13 protein-coding genes are annotated in these 16,058 nt (G+C 46.3%); 7 read left to right on the top strand and 6 right to left on the bottom strand.

The window, feature by feature from the left end; translation table 11 throughout:
• Window position 1 precedes the first annotated feature (1 nt).
• The gene (locus FIV04_RS19305; RefSeq protein WP_152470150.1) at window positions 2-3,010 is read left to right on the top strand and encodes an efflux RND transporter permease subunit; all 3,009 of its coding nucleotides are present in this window, start codon (window positions 2-4) and stop codon (window positions 3,008-3,010) included.
• 70 nt (window positions 3,011-3,080) lie between these two features.
• Here the strand turns inward: FIV04_RS19305 and FIV04_RS19300 are convergent, their stop codons facing one another.
• Window positions 3,081-3,725, bottom strand: coding sequence for a hypothetical protein (locus FIV04_RS19300; protein ID WP_152470149.1), 645 nt, complete (start codon window positions 3,723-3,725; stop codon window positions 3,081-3,083).
• Between the two features lie 126 nt (window positions 3,726-3,851).
• On the opposite strand from FIV04_RS19300, the gene FIV04_RS19295 reads away from it, so the two are divergent.
• From FIV04_RS19295 to FIV04_RS19280, 4 genes are all read left to right on the top strand, one after another.
• On the top strand, window positions 3,852-5,027 hold the full coding sequence (locus FIV04_RS19295) for a quinone-dependent dihydroorotate dehydrogenase (protein ID WP_152470148.1): 1,176 nt from the start codon (window positions 3,852-3,854) through the stop codon (window positions 5,025-5,027).
• 140 nt (window positions 5,028-5,167) lie between these two features.
• Window positions 5,168-5,491 (top strand): DUF4144 family protein, encoded by a 324-nt coding sequence (locus FIV04_RS19290; protein WP_152470147.1) that lies wholly within the window; start codon window positions 5,168-5,170, stop codon window positions 5,489-5,491.
• Between the two features lie 92 nt (window positions 5,492-5,583).
• Window positions 5,584-5,985 carry a hypothetical protein gene (locus tag FIV04_RS19285; RefSeq protein ID WP_152470146.1) on the top strand — a complete coding sequence of 134 codons (402 nt, stop codon included), beginning with the start codon at window positions 5,584-5,586 and terminating at the stop codon, window positions 5,983-5,985.
• A gap of 186 nt (window positions 5,986-6,171) precedes the next feature.
• On the top strand, window positions 6,172-6,909 hold the full coding sequence (locus FIV04_RS19280; RefSeq protein ID WP_152470145.1) for an NUDIX domain-containing protein: 738 nt from the start codon (window positions 6,172-6,174) through the stop codon (window positions 6,907-6,909).
• A gap of 85 nt (window positions 6,910-6,994) precedes the next feature.
• Here FIV04_RS19280 and FIV04_RS19275 read toward each other — a convergent pair whose 3' ends face one another.
• The 3 genes from FIV04_RS19275 to FIV04_RS19265 form a co-directional block, all read right to left on the bottom strand.
• Window positions 6,995-7,696 (bottom strand): DUF1028 domain-containing protein, encoded by a 702-nt coding sequence (locus tag FIV04_RS19275; protein ID WP_152470144.1) that lies wholly within the window; start codon window positions 7,694-7,696, stop codon window positions 6,995-6,997.
• Between the two features lie 21 nt (window positions 7,697-7,717).
• Window positions 7,718-9,109 carry a YfcC family protein gene (locus tag FIV04_RS19270; RefSeq protein WP_152470143.1) on the bottom strand — a complete coding sequence of 464 codons (1,392 nt, stop codon included), beginning with the start codon at window positions 9,107-9,109 and terminating at the stop codon, window positions 7,718-7,720.
• A gap of 121 nt (window positions 9,110-9,230) precedes the next feature.
• Window positions 9,231-10,484, bottom strand: a complete 1,254-nt coding sequence (locus FIV04_RS19265; RefSeq protein ID WP_152470142.1) for an allantoate amidohydrolase — start codon at window positions 10,482-10,484, stop codon at window positions 9,231-9,233.
• A 237-nt stretch (window positions 10,485-10,721) separates the two neighbouring features.
• On the opposite strand from FIV04_RS19265, the gene FIV04_RS19260 reads away from it, so the two are divergent.
• Window positions 10,722-11,468, top strand: coding sequence for a FadR/GntR family transcriptional regulator (locus FIV04_RS19260; protein WP_152470141.1), 747 nt, complete (start codon window positions 10,722-10,724; stop codon window positions 11,466-11,468).
• Window positions 11,469-11,624: 156 nt separating this feature from the next.
• Here FIV04_RS19260 and FIV04_RS19255 read toward each other — a convergent pair whose 3' ends face one another.
• Window positions 11,625-13,145: an aldehyde dehydrogenase family protein gene (locus FIV04_RS19255; protein ID WP_152470140.1), complete on the bottom strand. Its 1,521-nt coding sequence runs from the start codon at window positions 13,143-13,145 to the stop codon at window positions 11,625-11,627.
• A gap of 277 nt (window positions 13,146-13,422) precedes the next feature.
• Between FIV04_RS19255 and FIV04_RS19250 the strand changes: the two genes are divergently transcribed.
• Window positions 13,423-15,183 carry a sigma-54-dependent Fis family transcriptional regulator gene (locus tag FIV04_RS19250; RefSeq protein ID WP_152470139.1) on the top strand — a complete coding sequence of 587 codons (1,761 nt, stop codon included), beginning with the start codon at window positions 13,423-13,425 and terminating at the stop codon, window positions 15,181-15,183.
• A gap of 32 nt (window positions 15,184-15,215) precedes the next feature.
• Here the strand turns inward: FIV04_RS19250 and FIV04_RS19245 are convergent, their stop codons facing one another.
• Window positions 15,216-16,052, bottom strand: coding sequence for a LysR family transcriptional regulator (locus FIV04_RS19245; protein ID WP_152470138.1), 837 nt, complete (start codon window positions 16,050-16,052; stop codon window positions 15,216-15,218).
• Window positions 16,053-16,058 lie beyond the last annotated feature (6 nt).

The raw sequence follows: 16,058 nt of genomic DNA, 5'->3' as shown, positions 1-16,058 counted from the left end.
CATGAACTTCTTAGCGTATTTTGCTAATCGCCAGTTCTTAGCGCGCATCATCACAGTGATGGTGCTATTTACGGGGGCGGTATCGCTCACTCAGCTTAACCTGCAAGAGTATCCTGATGTCGCTATGGATACCGCCGAGATAGAGACCTTCTATCCTGGTGCGACCGCGCAAGATGTCGAGCTCAACATCACCAATCCAATAGAGAAAGAGCTACGCTCTGTTGATGGTATCGCCTATTTCATATCTGAGTCGTCTGAGGGGCGCTCTTACATCGAGGTCGAGTACCAACCCGGTGAAGACGCGACTGTCATTTTGCGTGATATCCAACAAGCCGTTGACCGCGTAGGCAATCTGCCAAAAGACATCGATGCGCCACCTGTTGTGACTCAGCAAAAAACCTCTTCGCTCGATGTGTATCATTTTGGTGTTAGCCTATCAGAGAGCAATTTTGATGAGGCTTCACTCCAGCACTATGCGTATCAACTGGAAAAGAAGATCAACAATCTAAGCGGTGTTGGCTCGATTACGATGTCAGGCTTCAATGACCGCGAGTTTTGGGTTGAAGTTGATCCAGAGAAAGCACGTCGCTACAAACTGAGTTTCGACCAAGTCAGCAGCGCAATTGAGCAGCATAACCTGTCGCAATCAGGCGGCTTTGTTGAGTCTTGGAGCCAAGAGCAGAAGATCGTCACCATGACTAAGGTTGAGTCAACGAGCGACGTGGAAAACATCGTCATCAAAGCGCTCGATTCAGGACAAGTGATCCGAGTATCCGATGTCGCGACCGTGTTTGATACCTTTGCACGTGCGACTGAAGACCCGGTAATGAACGGTAAAGCAGCGGTGATTTTCTCAATCACCAACAGCGGCAGTGCCGACGTCATCTCAACCATCGCTATCATTGAAGCTGTTTTAGACAAAGAGCGCGAGCGTATTGGTGAGCAATTCATTTTCCAAACCGGGCTCGACCTTGGCAAGGATATGAATGAGAAGTTCTCCATCGTTGCAACCAACGGCGCGATCGGCTTAGTGCTTGTATTATTGATATTGAGCCTGATCCTGCAACGTCGCGTGGCGTTCTGGGTATCGGTTTCGATTCCTTTCTGCGTACTCGGCGTGATGATCGTATTGCCGATTTTGGGACTTAACCTAGACAGCATTACCTTAGCGGCCCTGTTACTGGTTATCGGTATCATCGTTGATGACTCGGTGATCATTGCTGAAAGCATCTTCCAAGAAAAAGAAGCAGGTAAGCAAGGTGTTGATGCTGCCGTATCGGGCACCATCAAAGTCATCAAGCCTTTAATGGCGAGTTTGATCACTACCGCGCTGGTGTTCATCCCAATGATGTTCATTCTCGGCACCATGGGTAAAGCTGTTGCTGTGATTCCAATGACGGTGATCGCTGCGCTGCTGTTTTCATTCATTGAATGTACCCTGACTTTGCCAGCTCACCTTTCAACCGCGCAAGCGGACAAAAAAGAGACCGAACAGAAAGACCGCTTGGAGTGGGTGACCAATCAATATCAAGCCTTACTCAACATCGTACTCAAATACAAAAAGACGGTGATTGTCGCTGCGTTTGCGACCTGCGCGGGCTCTGCTGTTTTGGTTTCGACATTGAAGGTAGACATCTTCCCTACTGAAGCGGGTAAATACATTGATGTGTATACCGAAATCCAAGCAGGCACACCGCTGGATCAAGTTCGAAGTGCACATCAACAAATCGAACAGGCCATTGAGGCTTTACCAGAGAGTGAACTGGTCAGCTACGAGATGACCTATTCTTCGCCAGTGTCTCAAGGTGTCATTAACCTAACCAATTTTGACCAACGCGATCGCTCTGCCGAACAGATCATTGCGTCACTGACTGAGCAACTCAGCGCCTTATCTGATGAGATGTTCATTAAATTTTCAGTCGATGCCGGTGGCCCACCTCCGGGTGAGCCTGTCGAAGTGCGAGTACTAGGCGGGACAGAGGATGAGCGTAATCAAACCGTTGAATTAGTGATGAATTGGCTTAAGAGCTATCAAGGCGTCACCAGCATCAATCACAGTGAATCACTAAAAGATCCACAGCTGAACATCGTGCCGCAATACCACTGGTTGGCGAAATACAATCTAACTGTGACGGATCTGTCTAATGCCCTACGCGTAGGCTTTGATGGCAACCGAGTAACATCGACGTGGCTTGGTGATCAAGAGGTGGATATCCGCGTGGTACTTGACGAAAAGTTCCGAGATATCGAAAAGCTCAAGACAACCAAGATCTACACATCGGACGGTGACCAAGTCCCACTAAGCCGCTTAGCCAAGGTCGAGCAGATTCAGATTCCACGTTTAATTAAGCACTATAACGGTGAGCGTGAAGTGACGGTATCGGCGGCGCTATCAGATGAGAATATCAGCCCAGTCGCTCTCTCTTCAGAGCTACTCACTGAATTGGCAGGGCAATACCCAGCGAGTGTGACTATCGATGTTGGAGGCGAAGCGGAGAGCACCAATGAAACCATGAGTGGATTTATGGTGGTGTTCCCAGCCGCTATGCTGGCAATCTACTGTGTGCTTGCGGTGATGTTCAACTCACTGCTGCAACCACTGCTGATCATGGTGGTGATTCCATTTGCGATCATGGCTTCGTTGATGGCGCTGGTAGTACACATGCAGCCAATGTCGCTGTTTGGATTGATTGGGGTATTGGGAATGACTGGGGTTGTGGTCAATAACTCACTGGTTTTGATTAATCGTATCAACGAGCTAAGAGACCAAGGTCTGGCGGCTATCGATGCTGTAGTACAAGCTGCCACCAGCCGTCTGCGCCCTATCGTGATGACATCATTGACGACTGTCGCAGGGTTATTACCTCTGGCTTATGGCCTGGGCGGCACTGATGTGTTCATGGGACCAATGTCACTCACGCTAGGCTACGGCTTGTTGTTCTCACTGCCAGTGGTCCTTCTGGTGATACCTGCTATGTATGCGCTGTGTTTTTCGAAAACTAAAGCTTAGACATAAGGCTACACCCTCATGTTGATATTGTTATCGACATGAGGGTTAAAACTGCTCATATGACCAAAATCTATTTAACATTGAGCAATGGCCCTTGTTCCAAGACTTGGTCAAGAAGGTGCGATTCCGTCAATGTAAAAACTGAATCGAAGTTTTCACTGCGAATGGCCAGTTTATTCACTAAGTGACCTGGAATGTGCGTATTGCATTTTTTCAGAAACTGGATGAATTCACCCACTGAAATGTTGTTCACGCGGCGTATCGCTTTATCAAAACCAAATTGATGTGCGAGTGGAGTGACGCCATCATCTGTCATCCGATCAACCATTTGAAACTTAGCTTCAGATGCGCTGTATTCAATGTTTTCAAAACGTAGACAAGCCGCCTCAGGAATCGCTTTAGTGCGTATTTGAGTTCCCAGTTCTTCCCAGCAAACTCCGCATACAGAAAGACTAAAAAGCTCTGGAACATGAGCCGTCTCTCGTGGCGCTATCTGACGACCACGAACAAGCTCATCACAAAGATCATGCAACGAGTCTACATTGATTTTCTCATAAGTGACTCGCCCACAATGACTCTCATAGCTGAGTTTCAAAGTATCAAGCAAATAATAGATATGGCCACTGCGCTGCCAATGCGCTCGTGGCTCAGATTTTTCAGGTGCTTTACTCTGCGCCGGCTTCCTCTGTACTAACTGGTCTAATATCTTTCTCATTGTCGCCTCTCATCACACATTGGGTAGAATATAGATGATAATGAGAATGATTACCATTAAGATTTGTGGCGGCGTGAAATATAGCCCCTCATTTTTATAATAACCAATATCTAGGAGAGAGAAGAAATGAGTACCCTCGTAGGAATACGTAACCTTTTGCTCAAAGTTGTGTACCGCATTGCCCGCCCTATTATATTTCTAATGGATCCAGAGGATGCACACTACATGTTTAAGCGTGTCGGTGTGTTTTTAGGCAAATATTCCCTGACCCGCTCCCTCACATCTCTATTTTTCAATTACGACCACAAAAGTCTTAACACGACAGTAGATGGCATTGAATATAGAAACCCAGTTGGTTTATCTGCCGGCTTTGACAAGGACGGGGAATTAACCAGCATCTACCCATCTATCGGCTTTGGTTTAGCTGAATTGGGATCATTCACAGGCGAAGTTTGTCCGGGTAACCCAGGTAAACGACTGTTCCGAATGTTGAAGTCTAAGTCCATCTTAGTATGGTACGGCCTTAATAACCAAGGCGCAGAGAAGATCTCTTCACGCCTGCGAGGCACAGACTTTGGACCACTACGTGTCGGTATTAACGCGGCGAAGTCAAACATCACACCTGAGTTTGACCTGCAAGATTCTATCGATGATTACGTGAAAACATTGCGTGCGTTCAAAGATATTGGCGACTACTTCACGATCAATATCAGTTGCCCAAATACTCAAGATGGCGAACCTTTTGTAGATCCTGAAAAACTCGGTGCACTATTGGCAGCTGTGAACGAAAACCGTGTTGAAGGGCGACCAGTTTACGTCAAGCTTGCAGCAGATTTAGAGCTGGATGAGATCAATGTGATTGTTGACACTTGTGTTGAATACAAGATTGATGGCGTCGTTCTCACTAACCTTGCAAAACCATCTCATAACCAAGAGTACGTTAAAGATGAATTGCCTTATCACAAAGGCGCAATGAGTGGTTTACCACTTCAGCGTATCTCTACCAATGTTATTCGTCATGTCTACCGCAGAACCCGAGGCCAATTGACGATTATCGGTGTGGGTGGCGTATTCACCGCCAAAGATGCATACGAGAAAATCACCTCTGGCGCTAGCTTGCTGCACATGATTACCACCATGATATTTGACGGTCCTCAGAGCATCAATGAAATCAACCGTGGTCTTGTTAAGCTATTGGAAGCGGATGGATTTAATTCTATTGAAGATGCGGTGGGGTCACGCAACCCTCTACCAAAACTAAAGCAACAGCCATTGCAAGAAGAGGTTAAAGACGTCGCTTAACCTTAAACTTCAGAGAGGGGCTACTGCCTGCCCCTCTTTGGAGTCTTTTCAAATACACGGTGAATCACTATCAAAGGTTTGCTGTCTCGCCAATGTTGGATTAGGATGATTTCTTCGATATAAAATAGAATACTTGCTCTATGATTAATTGGCCTGCATTTATCAAACTAGATGGCGACCACGAACTGCTTTACATCGCGTCGCTCGAACAACTGCAATCAGAAAGTCATGATCTCATCGTCGGTGAACAAGATTGTATTATCGATGCCAAAGGGCATGCTTATTCCCTCCTCACCTACACCACGACTGAACTTCTAGAACGCCAACAAGGTATATACTCTTTAGAAGATGTAACCCAACTGATTCGTGCTCATGAGTTTCACAAGGTTCAGGTATGCTTGACCAAAATACATTTTGTTACCATCGAAGAGGCGATTGAGTCGCTCGCGTTTGAGCTAGGTTAAGCAACGGGTCGATACACTACTTGAGGACTTGCATCTTCAGCACTGCGGGCTACCATAGCCCACTTATATCCACCCTATTTTTGAAGGTTGCTATGAAAGCAATTAAAACCCTTTTCTTTTTGATGGTGCTGCTCAGTGGCCTGTTTACCGCTTGGCTATTCATTCCAATTCCAGCCACCATTGACAAGCAAACGCTCGACCTTCCACTGACAGAACCGTTCAAGTTGGTCGCTTATCGCAGTAACCCAAATGACGCGACCAAGCCATTTACCTATCATTACTATGTGGTTTCAGACATCAGCAACGTCGACGACATGGACCCGTTCCTAATCACAACCGATCAGTTTGTGAAATTGGGTGAGTTTGACGAAAACACATTCAAGTTAACGGTAAACGGCAAAATAGAGAGCTACACCAACGATTTGTGGATTGAAAAATCTGACGGTAAGTTTCAACACTGGTATGTCAGCGTTGATGCGAACTACGTTCGTTAGATACGAACTTAAGTAACTCCGACTTTAAGACTGCGCTCTGGTTTCCAAGCGCAGTTTTTGTTTCTTACCTACCGCTTTCCCAAGCAATCTTCGAGTCACTGGCTTTTCGGGTGTCATAAGCTCTACATCTGTTATAAGCTCCCTCTATAAAGACTCTCAATAAATCAAAACAATAGAGGATCACCCGTGGAATTTACGCTCGACAAATTTAACGGCATCATCATCGACCCAGCAAGCGTCCCTCATGATGCGAACACATTCAATGCCGAACTGAACCAGATCACTGAATTTTCAAAGCAAAATAACAAAGGCATTATTTGGATTAGTCTGCCTATTTCCCTGTCGCATCTTATCCCAGTCGCAACTGAATTAGGCTTTGTGTTCCATAACTGTCTAGAGGATGAGATTACGCTGATCCACAAATCCGAAATCGTTGAGTTTGTACCTTTCATCCCAACCCATACTTTGGGTGCTGGTGCGTTAATCACCAATGAGCATGACCAAGTGCTGATGATCAAAGAGCACGGTATGAAGGGCTACAAACTACCAGGTGGCCACATTGAGCTTGGCGAGGGTATTGAAGAGTCTGTGGTTCGAGAAACATTTGAAGAGACGGGCATCGAAGCCAAGTTCGTATCAGTGGTGGGTATGGCAACGCGCCATCCATATCAGTTTGGCAAATCAAACCTCTACTTTGTTTGCCACCTCGTTGCTCAGACTCAAGAGATTGAGATTCAAGACACGGATGAAATTGCAGAAGCCAAATGGGTCGATATCCAAGAGTTTATCAACGATATGAGCAACTTCCCGTTCAACCGTCATATGGTTGAATCTTTGGTGGGCAAGCAAGGTTTGGAGCTGACTCAGCTAGAAGGCAACCAAGGTCCTACGTACAAGCCTGAGATCTTCTTTTCGAAGCACTAACGCACAGTCGTCTCAAAGATTGCGAAACAAAAAAGCCAAGTGGTTTGAAACTCACTTGGCTTTTATTTCGATTGAACCTTCATCCTTACTGGTTTGGTAGATTGTTTAGAAAATCTTGAAAGCCTGCCTCGCGGACACGCCCCAGTACTTTTCGCAATTCACTAATTAAGCACCCATCAGCCCAATCAACACGAATATCAATCGGCGCTTTAGTCAGGCTTTCTACTCGGAGTGATGCGGAAAAGGTTCCTCGCTTGTCTCCTCCCACTTGCAACGCGGCTTCCAATGCTGTTATCAATATTTCTGGTAGCTCTGCTTCATAGTTATCTCTATAAACAGGCGCACCACCTTCTAAGATTGAGCTTAGATTCTGCGTCGTTTGAGCGATAAAGCTGTCTGAAAAGGCCTGTAAAACCTTGTCACTTTCTAGCATGTTTCCAGCAACGGCAATCGTAGGGTAAGCAATCGAGCCAACGTAAGGGATGTTGTCATCACCATGAATGAAAGCGCTGTCGCCATTTTTATCCATCACCATACATTGGCGTTTTGAATATTCGGCATCGCCTGCTTTTAAAGACTCGACAACCTGATTAGCCGTCTTACCGAGAATAAATAACTCACGCGCTTTGTCTGCATACCAAGGGTTAGTATATAACCCTTGAGTTGCACACGCCCCAACGCCTCGCCAGCTATGGTTCACATAGCCGCCGACTGACACACCTCCTGTCGCAGAGATAGAAGCCGACAAGCCGGTATTTGGGTTAACGTGAATAAGTGAAATTGTCATAGATGTTCAACACCAAAGAAACTAGTAACCAATCATTTGTCCAATGAACAGCGCCACCCAACATAGGGCATAAACCACCAACATAAATGGCACAATCGCTTTCAACCACTGCTCGTAAGAGACTCGACCCAGCGCAAGCATCGCTAGTGTGCCGCCAGAGGTTGGTACAATAAGGTTTGTTAGGCCATCACCTACTTGGAATGCAGTAACCATCAGCTGGCGACTCATACCGGCTAAGTCAGCAACCGGGATCATGATCGGCATGGTCACCATCGCCTGACCAGAACCACCAGGAATGAATAAGTTGATGATACCTTGAACCACACTCGCCACAATAGCCGCTAACGCGATTGGCATATCTTGAATCAATGAACTCAGTGCATTAACGATGGTATCGATAATTGAGGCTTGGTTAAGGATCACTTGAATAGAGGCAGCAACACCGATTACCAACGCACCAGAGGTAACGCCCGACGCGCCTTCCATCATCTGCTTCACAATAGCGTTTGCACCCAAGCCGTTCACGATACCAATCGCAATCGCCATCAATAAGAAAAGACCCGCGATCTCGTTGATGTACCAACCATTCGCAAACACTCCGTAAAGCATGATACCTAAGCCAATAAGAAAAACGCCCAAGGTCATTTTGTCTTTCTTATTGAGTTGGTATTCAGAGATGTCTTTGCTCAGGCCACCAGCTGTTTCAGGCTCTTTGAACTCCATTTTAGTCACACGAGAACAAATGTAGTAAGACAGTAATGCCAAAGAAGAAAGCACCATAACAATACGTAACCAAGCACCAGAGAAGATTGGAAGCTCGGCGATACCTTGTGCAACACCAACCGTGTACGGGTTAATCGGTGACAGAGCAAAACCCACGCCGATACCACCTACTGCCATCACAGTGCCCACTAAGCTCGAGTATCCAACCGCTGCTGAGATCAGGACCGCAACTGGCACTAAAGCGATGTTGTTTTCAAAGCCAACCGCTACACCAAAGAAACCATAGATGAACGTGCCTATCGTAATGATTAGGTTACGGTTTTTAATTCCAGCTTTGTTTACAGCCACACCAATGGCATTTTCTAATGCGCCTGTGCGTTGCAAAATATGGAATAGACCGCCTGCGATAAACACAATGAACAAGTAAGGTGCTGCGCTAATCAATCCTTTAGGAATAGAGACGAAGATATCGAAGAAATGTACCGATGGAACACCTTCAATATAAGTAAATGAACCAGCAACAACCGTTGTTCTGCCATCAACGACAACGCGCTCAAACTCACCAGCCGGCACGATAAAAGTAAGAAGGTAAGTGGCTACCAGTATAAAAAAGATAAGAACCATCGGGTCTGGTACGTTTTTATACCATGCCCTCTTCTCTGCTGTTTCCATTTTCTCTGTCATATCCATAACCAAATATCTCCTTAGTATAGGGAGCGCCTGAGAGCTGCGCTCTGTGGTATTTGTAGCAGGCAATAACCAGAACTTTGTTCAGATACCGTTAAAGACTGCTACCAAAATCTCAAATCGTTTATTTTTGCTCTGCTTTCATCAATAGACAGAAGTGGTTTAACACTTCGACTGCAGCAACCAAATCTTGTTGAAGAATGGCTTCGTCTGGGTGGTGGCTAATGCCATCAGTACAACGCATAAACAGCATCGCAATATCGGTAAGCTTACTCACAGCCAAGCCGTCATGACCTGCGCCGCTGTATAGGTGTTTCGGTGTGATACCCGACAAACTTACCGCGTTACTTAAAACTGACGATAGAGAATCGGCACAGGTAACGGCTGATTGCTCATAAGTCTGTTCATGACGGTAAGTCAAGTTGTATTGATTCATCAGGCTATCGATATCTGCCAACATCTCTTCTCGCGCTTTAACACGAGAAGCGTCATTTGGTGAACGAAGCTCAATGGTAATGTCTGTTTGTTGAGGGATAACATTGACGCCATTCGGATAGTTAGCAATTTTGCCTACAACACCGACTAGGTCTTCTTCTCGCTTACAAAGCTGATCAAACATGTGGATCACTTGAGCAGCGCCTACCAACGCATCTTGGCGTAGGTTCATCGGTACTGTGCCCGCATGGCTCGCTTTGCCAATGATCGACAAGGTGTGGCGCTCAATCCCAGTCATTGCCGTCACTACCCCTACAGGCAAGTTGGCTTGCTCTAACTGCGGACCTTGCTCAATGTGCAGTTCAACAAAGCCAAGCACATTGTCTTTCTCATAAGCGTCTTCACTAATGAGGTCTGGGTTACAACCAAAAGACACCAAAGCATCTCGCATGCTTACGCCGTTTGCGTCTTCAGCTGTCAACATCGCAGGGTCGAAGATGCCTGAAATCGCTTTTGAGCCTAACAATGTCGATTGAAAGCGCGTGCCCTCTTCGTCACTAAAAGCAATCACATCAATATGAAACGGGAACTCTAACTGGTTGTTGTGAAAGTAATTAACCAGTGCGATTGGCAGTATTACGCCAAGGATCCCATCATATTTACCCCCGTTAGGCACCGTATCTTGGTGTGAGCCAAAGATCAGTGTTTTAGCATCTGGGTTAGCACTTGGGTAACGACCAATTAAGTTTGCCGCGTTGTCCATTCGAACTTCCATACCAGACATTGTCATCCAGTCATGCAGCTTTCGGTTTGCCTCTTCATGCTCTTTAGACGCACATAAACGCGTAACCCCTTCGTTATCGGGATCGGATGTTTGGCTACATTGAGCAATAGACTCTAGCCATTCCCACGTTAAGCTGGCGGTTTCTTCGAATTTACCCATCTAAAATCATTCCATTCTGATCATGTACACCCAGGCAATTTATCATGATAAATATCAAATTAAAGCTATTTATCATGATGAATAAATATTTTGTGACTAAGATTCGATCAATAATCGGAGTGTTTCATAACTCAACACTCCGATTTTTCCGGGGTTTTTAGGGCAAGAAAACAGGTGACATTCAGAGGAATTCCGTCAGAATTCAATAGGTACGGATAACACCCCAGCGAGGATAATGTGGCAAAAAGCGCGAAGAGACGTAGAACACAAGAATTAGCAGAATCGATCAAGAACTGGATCGTCGAGCAAGCACTTCAGCCAGGGGATCGTTTACCTAACGAGCTTGAGGTTATGGAGAAGTTTGACGCTTCAAAAGGAACGGTTCGTGAAAGTATGCGAATCTTGGAAGCGCAAGGTATTTTGTCGACCAAAACCGGCCCGAATGGCGGTGTGTTCGTGAGTGAGATGAGCGAAAACAAAGCGCAGTCACTCTTAAGTAACTACCTGTTTTTTAAGAACACTTCGATATCAGATTTGTACCAAATGCGTTTGTCGCTTGAGCCGGAGATTGCGGCTTCCCTCGCGGGGAGATTGAGCACATCACAACTGCAGGCACTGAGCGACCAAATCGACAAGTATCAAACACCACCAGAAGATATCTATCAAGAGCGCGAACACCATATCGCATCGCTAGAGTTCCACAGCTTACTGGCGAGCTATTCAGATAATGAGCTATTAAAGTTTGTGGTACGTTTTACCGCGCAAATGCTCACTGAGCTGACGATTTATCACAAGCTTTACGAACCAGGAAACCACAAACTGTGGCGTACCGGCGTGCAAAGCCAACGCGACCTTGTGCAAGCTCTGAGCAAAAGTGATGCAGTAAAAGCGAAACAAATCATGCAGCAACACATGCTGACAGCACATCAACTTATGATTAAACAAGAAGCGCAAATCGCTAACAGCTTTATCGCCGAAAAATAAGCCCGAGCACGTTCAACTTACCTAGTACATCTCACACACACTAAAAAAACGCCAAGCTCATAAGAGCTTGGCGTTTTACTTTTCACTTTACTTAGATTGTTTTAGCCAACTCGTTGCTAGTGAATACTTTATAAAGCGTTCTAGAGAATATCTATTTTAGAAGAAGCCTAGCGGATTAGTATCGTAGCTGATCAGTAGGTTCTTGGTGTTTTGGTAGTGATCGAGCATCATCTTATGCGTTTCACGACCGATACCTGACTTCTTGTAACCACCAAACGCCGCGTGTGCTGGGTAGGCGTGGTAACAGTTCACCCAAATACGGCCTGCTTCGATATTACGACCCATGCGGTAAGCAAGGTTGGCATCACGCGTCCATACACCTGCACCCAAGCCATATTCGGTATCGTTAGCAATCTCTAGCGCTTCTGCTTCATCTTTAAAGGTAGTGACCGCGATAACAGGGCCAAAGATCTCTTCTTGGAAGACACGCATCTTGTTGTTGCCCGCCAGCATCGTTGGCTGGATGTAATAGCCGCTACCAAGATCGTCCGGTTGCTGCGCGATTTCACCACCAGTTAGCACTTTCGCACCCTCTTGGCGGCCAATCTCTAAATAGCTCAGAATCTTATCGAACTGCTCTTGAGAGGCTTGTGCGCCAACCTGAGTGTCAGTATCTAGTGGGTTGCCTTGCTTGATGGTTTGAGCACGCTCGACCACTTTAGCGATAAACTTGTCGTATACCGATTCATGAATCAGCACACGCGAAGGACAGGTACATACCTCACCTTGGTTAAAGAACGCCAACAGCATACCTTCAACACACTTATCTAGGTATTCATCTTCATGATCAAAGATGTCTGGGAAGTAGATGTTTGGAGACTTACCGCCCAGCTCTACCGTTGATGGGATCAAACTTTCAGCCGCACATTTTAGAATATGGTGACCAACCTCAGTTGAGCCTGTAAATGCTAACTTAGCAATACGATCGCTAGTCGCTAGGGCTTGCCCCGCTTCACTACCGAAACCATTAACGATGTTGACTACGCCTGCTGGTAGAAGGTCAGCGATCTTCTCCATCATAACCAAGATAGATGTTGGTGTTTGCTCGGCAGGCTTCATCACCACACAACAACCTGCGGCCAGTGCAGGAGCCAGTTTCCAAGCCGCCATTAAGATTGGGAAGTTCCAAGGAATGATCTGACCGACTACACCAATTGGCTCTGGGAAATGGTAGCTAGCGGTGTTTGAATCAAGCTCGGCTGCACTGCCTTCTTGCGCGCGAATACAGCCAGCGAAGTAACGGAAGTGATCGACAACTAAAGGGAGATCCGCAGCCAACGTTTCTCGCACTGGCTTACCGTTTTCCCAAGTCTCTGCAACGGCCAACTCTTCTAGGTTCGCTTCAATTCGGTCGGCAATTTTAAGTAGGATGTTCGAGCGTTCAGCAACACTGGTCGCCGCCCAACTTGCACGCGCTGCATGTGCTGCGTCTAGTGCTAACGAGATGTCCGCTTCTTTCGAGCGCGCTACTTGGCAGTAAACTTGTCCATTGACCGGAGAACTATTATCAAAGTATTCACCAGACGTAGGCTTTACCCACTCCCCTCCAATAAAGTTGTCGTACTGAGCCTTAAAATTGACTACTGCATTGTCACTACCAGGCTGTGCGTAAATCATAGTGAGATCCTTCTGTGATTGTCTAAGTATTTGAATATTCGCCATGTCATGTTCATGGTTTCTGTTTAAAACACTGTCATTTCGTGTTTTGTTCACATACCTAACAACGCAAGTCACACGCCAACATCGAAAATCTTGTTGTTAATAATTTGTAAAACTATGATTACCAAACGTTTACAACCAGTGGTGAGTTGGAATTGAATCGTCGTACGGAGATTGCTCCAGTGTTCAACTGTTCCAAATTGGTACACCTTTACTGTGACAACATGGAACAGTTATGCAGATTCAACACACAAATCCTTCAGAGTGGCTTACTTCATCTTGGCACCGCAGCACTGAGGCGGGATTAAAACCCAGAAAGCTACCCGACGACATCCGACTGCCTAATGCGATGCTCAAAGAGCGTCGTTTTCACTCATCGCAGCTCATCGAAACCGTGCAGCGCATGGCCCTACCGCTGTTTAACCAGACTTTTGCCCGTAGTGACAGTCGGCTCATATTGACTGATACCGATGGGGTGATACTGGCGAGTTGGGGGCAGAAGCGCTTTGAAGAGAAGCTCACCAGTATTGCATTGAGCTCTGGTGCCTGCTGGAAGGAACAACTCAAGGGCACCAATGCCATTGGCACTGCATTGATTGAAGCCAAGCCCGTGACGATTATTGGTGAACAACACTTTATTCATCAGCATCGTTTTATCAGCTGCTCAGCGAACCCTATTTTTGATCATCAAGGGCAGATGGTCGGCATTTTAGATATCACCAGTGAGCAGCAACAATACGACAGCTCAGTACAGTTCTTAGTGCAGAATATGGTGCAGTTAGTAGAGAACCAACTGCTTAATCACATTCCCCAAGGATCCACTCGCATCGACCTCGCATGTGAAAAGTCACTGCTGCATAGCGGTTGGCAAGGCATTGTTATCGCCAACGAGGCGGGAGAAGTATTGGCACACAACCAAGTCGCCTCACAACTTTTAGAGCAAGGCTCGATACTTGGTGAAAGCATTGATCAGCTCTTCAATCGATCTGAATCATCTTTTGTGTTTGAGAAAAAGAGCCTCAACACGCCCTCACCAAAACGCAGCCGCGCAATCACTGCCTCATGCGAGTTACACCATGGCGATCAACAGATAGAACAAGCGTGGCAACAAGCCAGTAAAGTCATAGACAAAGGCATCAGCCTTCTGATACTGGGGGAAACTGGTGTTGGTAAAGGCGAGTTTGTAAAAGCACTGCACAAGCAGAGTCAACGCAGCAACAGTCCTTTGGTAGCAGTAAATTGTGGTGCGCTACCGAAAGATTTGATTGAGTCTGAGCTGTTTGGTTATGCGCCGGGGGCTTTTACTGGCGCAAACAAACAAGGTTTCCAAGGTAAGATCCGTCAAGCTGACAAAGGGATCTTATTCTTGGATGAGATAGCAGATATGCCGTTAGAAGCTCAGTGTCGTTTACTTCATGTCTTGCAGGATAAATCGGTAGTGCCAGTTGGTTCTAACCAAAGCTATCAAGTGGATTGCCAGATCATTGCAGCGACCCACAAAGACTTGAACCAGCTCATCGAAACAGGTCAATTCAGACAAGATCTTTACTATCGTCTCAATGGTTTGATATTCACCCTGCCAAGCCTCAGTCAAAGACAAGATAAACAGGAGTTGATTAAAGCCATCTATCGCAAATATGCAGAGTCAGAACAAACTATCTGTTCGCACCTGATGTCTCTGTTTTGCTCCTATCCGTGGCCGGGCAACATTCGTGAACTGGATAATCTACTCAAGGTATCCGCTTTAATGTCGAGCGGTGAGCCGCAACTAAAACTAGAGCATGTTCCTTTACAGCTAGCTGAGCAACTGGCAAATCAAAGCCCTATCACCTGCACACAAGCGCCATCTAATAACGATCTGCAAAGCACAGTGGAAGAAACCTTAGTTCAAACCTATCAAGCGAACCAAGGCAACATCAGTAAAACGTCTCGGGTGCTTGGTATTAGTCGTAATACCATTTATCGCAAGCTTAAGCGACTGGGCATTTTGCAATAGTCGCTTATGTAGAGTTGAGAGCTCTGATAGCCTTAATGAGAAAGGTTGAGATCGCCCAGTCGATTTAAAAGATCTTTGTCTAACAGAGGATGGTGTTGAGTACCCAATATCAGAGCTATCTCTACAGCAGGCAGTGAGGGCATGTTTTCAAGAACTCTAAGCTCCGGTGGCACGCTCAATTTACCCATCGCCCCGACAGCTAAGCCAGCTCTCACGATGGCGCTTTGAGCTGATGCTGTATTGCTGCAAGCGAGTAATCGATAAGCAGTGCCTTGCTTAGTTAATCCATTCACTGCGGCTGCGTGGTACTTACAATCGGTTTGAAACAGCGCCAACGGCAGCGATTCATGAGCATCGAAATCAAAGACTTGGCTCGCGATCCACACCCCAACATCATTGGCGAGCCAGTAACCCTCTTCGCTATCAGGTGCGCGCGTAACAATCGCCGCGTCGAGTCGTCCATCATCAAGCCATTCACGTAGCGTAATGCTTGGTTGGCTGAATATCTGAATCGAACAGGTGGGCTCAGCTTCCATCAACACCTCAATAAATTTGGGCAGCAAGGTGTCGTTGTAATCTTCAGGACAGCCCAGTCGCAGCGGCTGCTTGTTCTCGTAACATTTCACCTGTTTTAGCGCCGTGTTATGTAACGCCACGAGTTGTTCAGCATGAGAACGCAGTGCTAAACCAGCTTCGGTTAGCACCAAGTTACGTCCCTCTTTTTGGAACAAGGTGACGTTGAGCTCTTCCTCTAACTTGCGCATCTGAGCGCTAAATGCAGACTGGGTGCGGTTTATCTGTTTGGCAGCTCGAGTGAAACTGCTGGTTTCGACAAAGGCGAGAAAGCCCCTTAGCGCATCAATATCCATATCGAT

Origin of the sequence: Vibrio sp. THAF190c, from assembly GCF_009363355.1 — a bacterium.
GTDB lineage: Bacteria > Pseudomonadota > Gammaproteobacteria > Enterobacterales > Vibrionaceae > Vibrio > Vibrio fortis_A.
The sequence above is the reverse complement of the archived record's forward strand: the minus strand, read 5'-3'. Positions and strand labels throughout refer to the sequence as shown.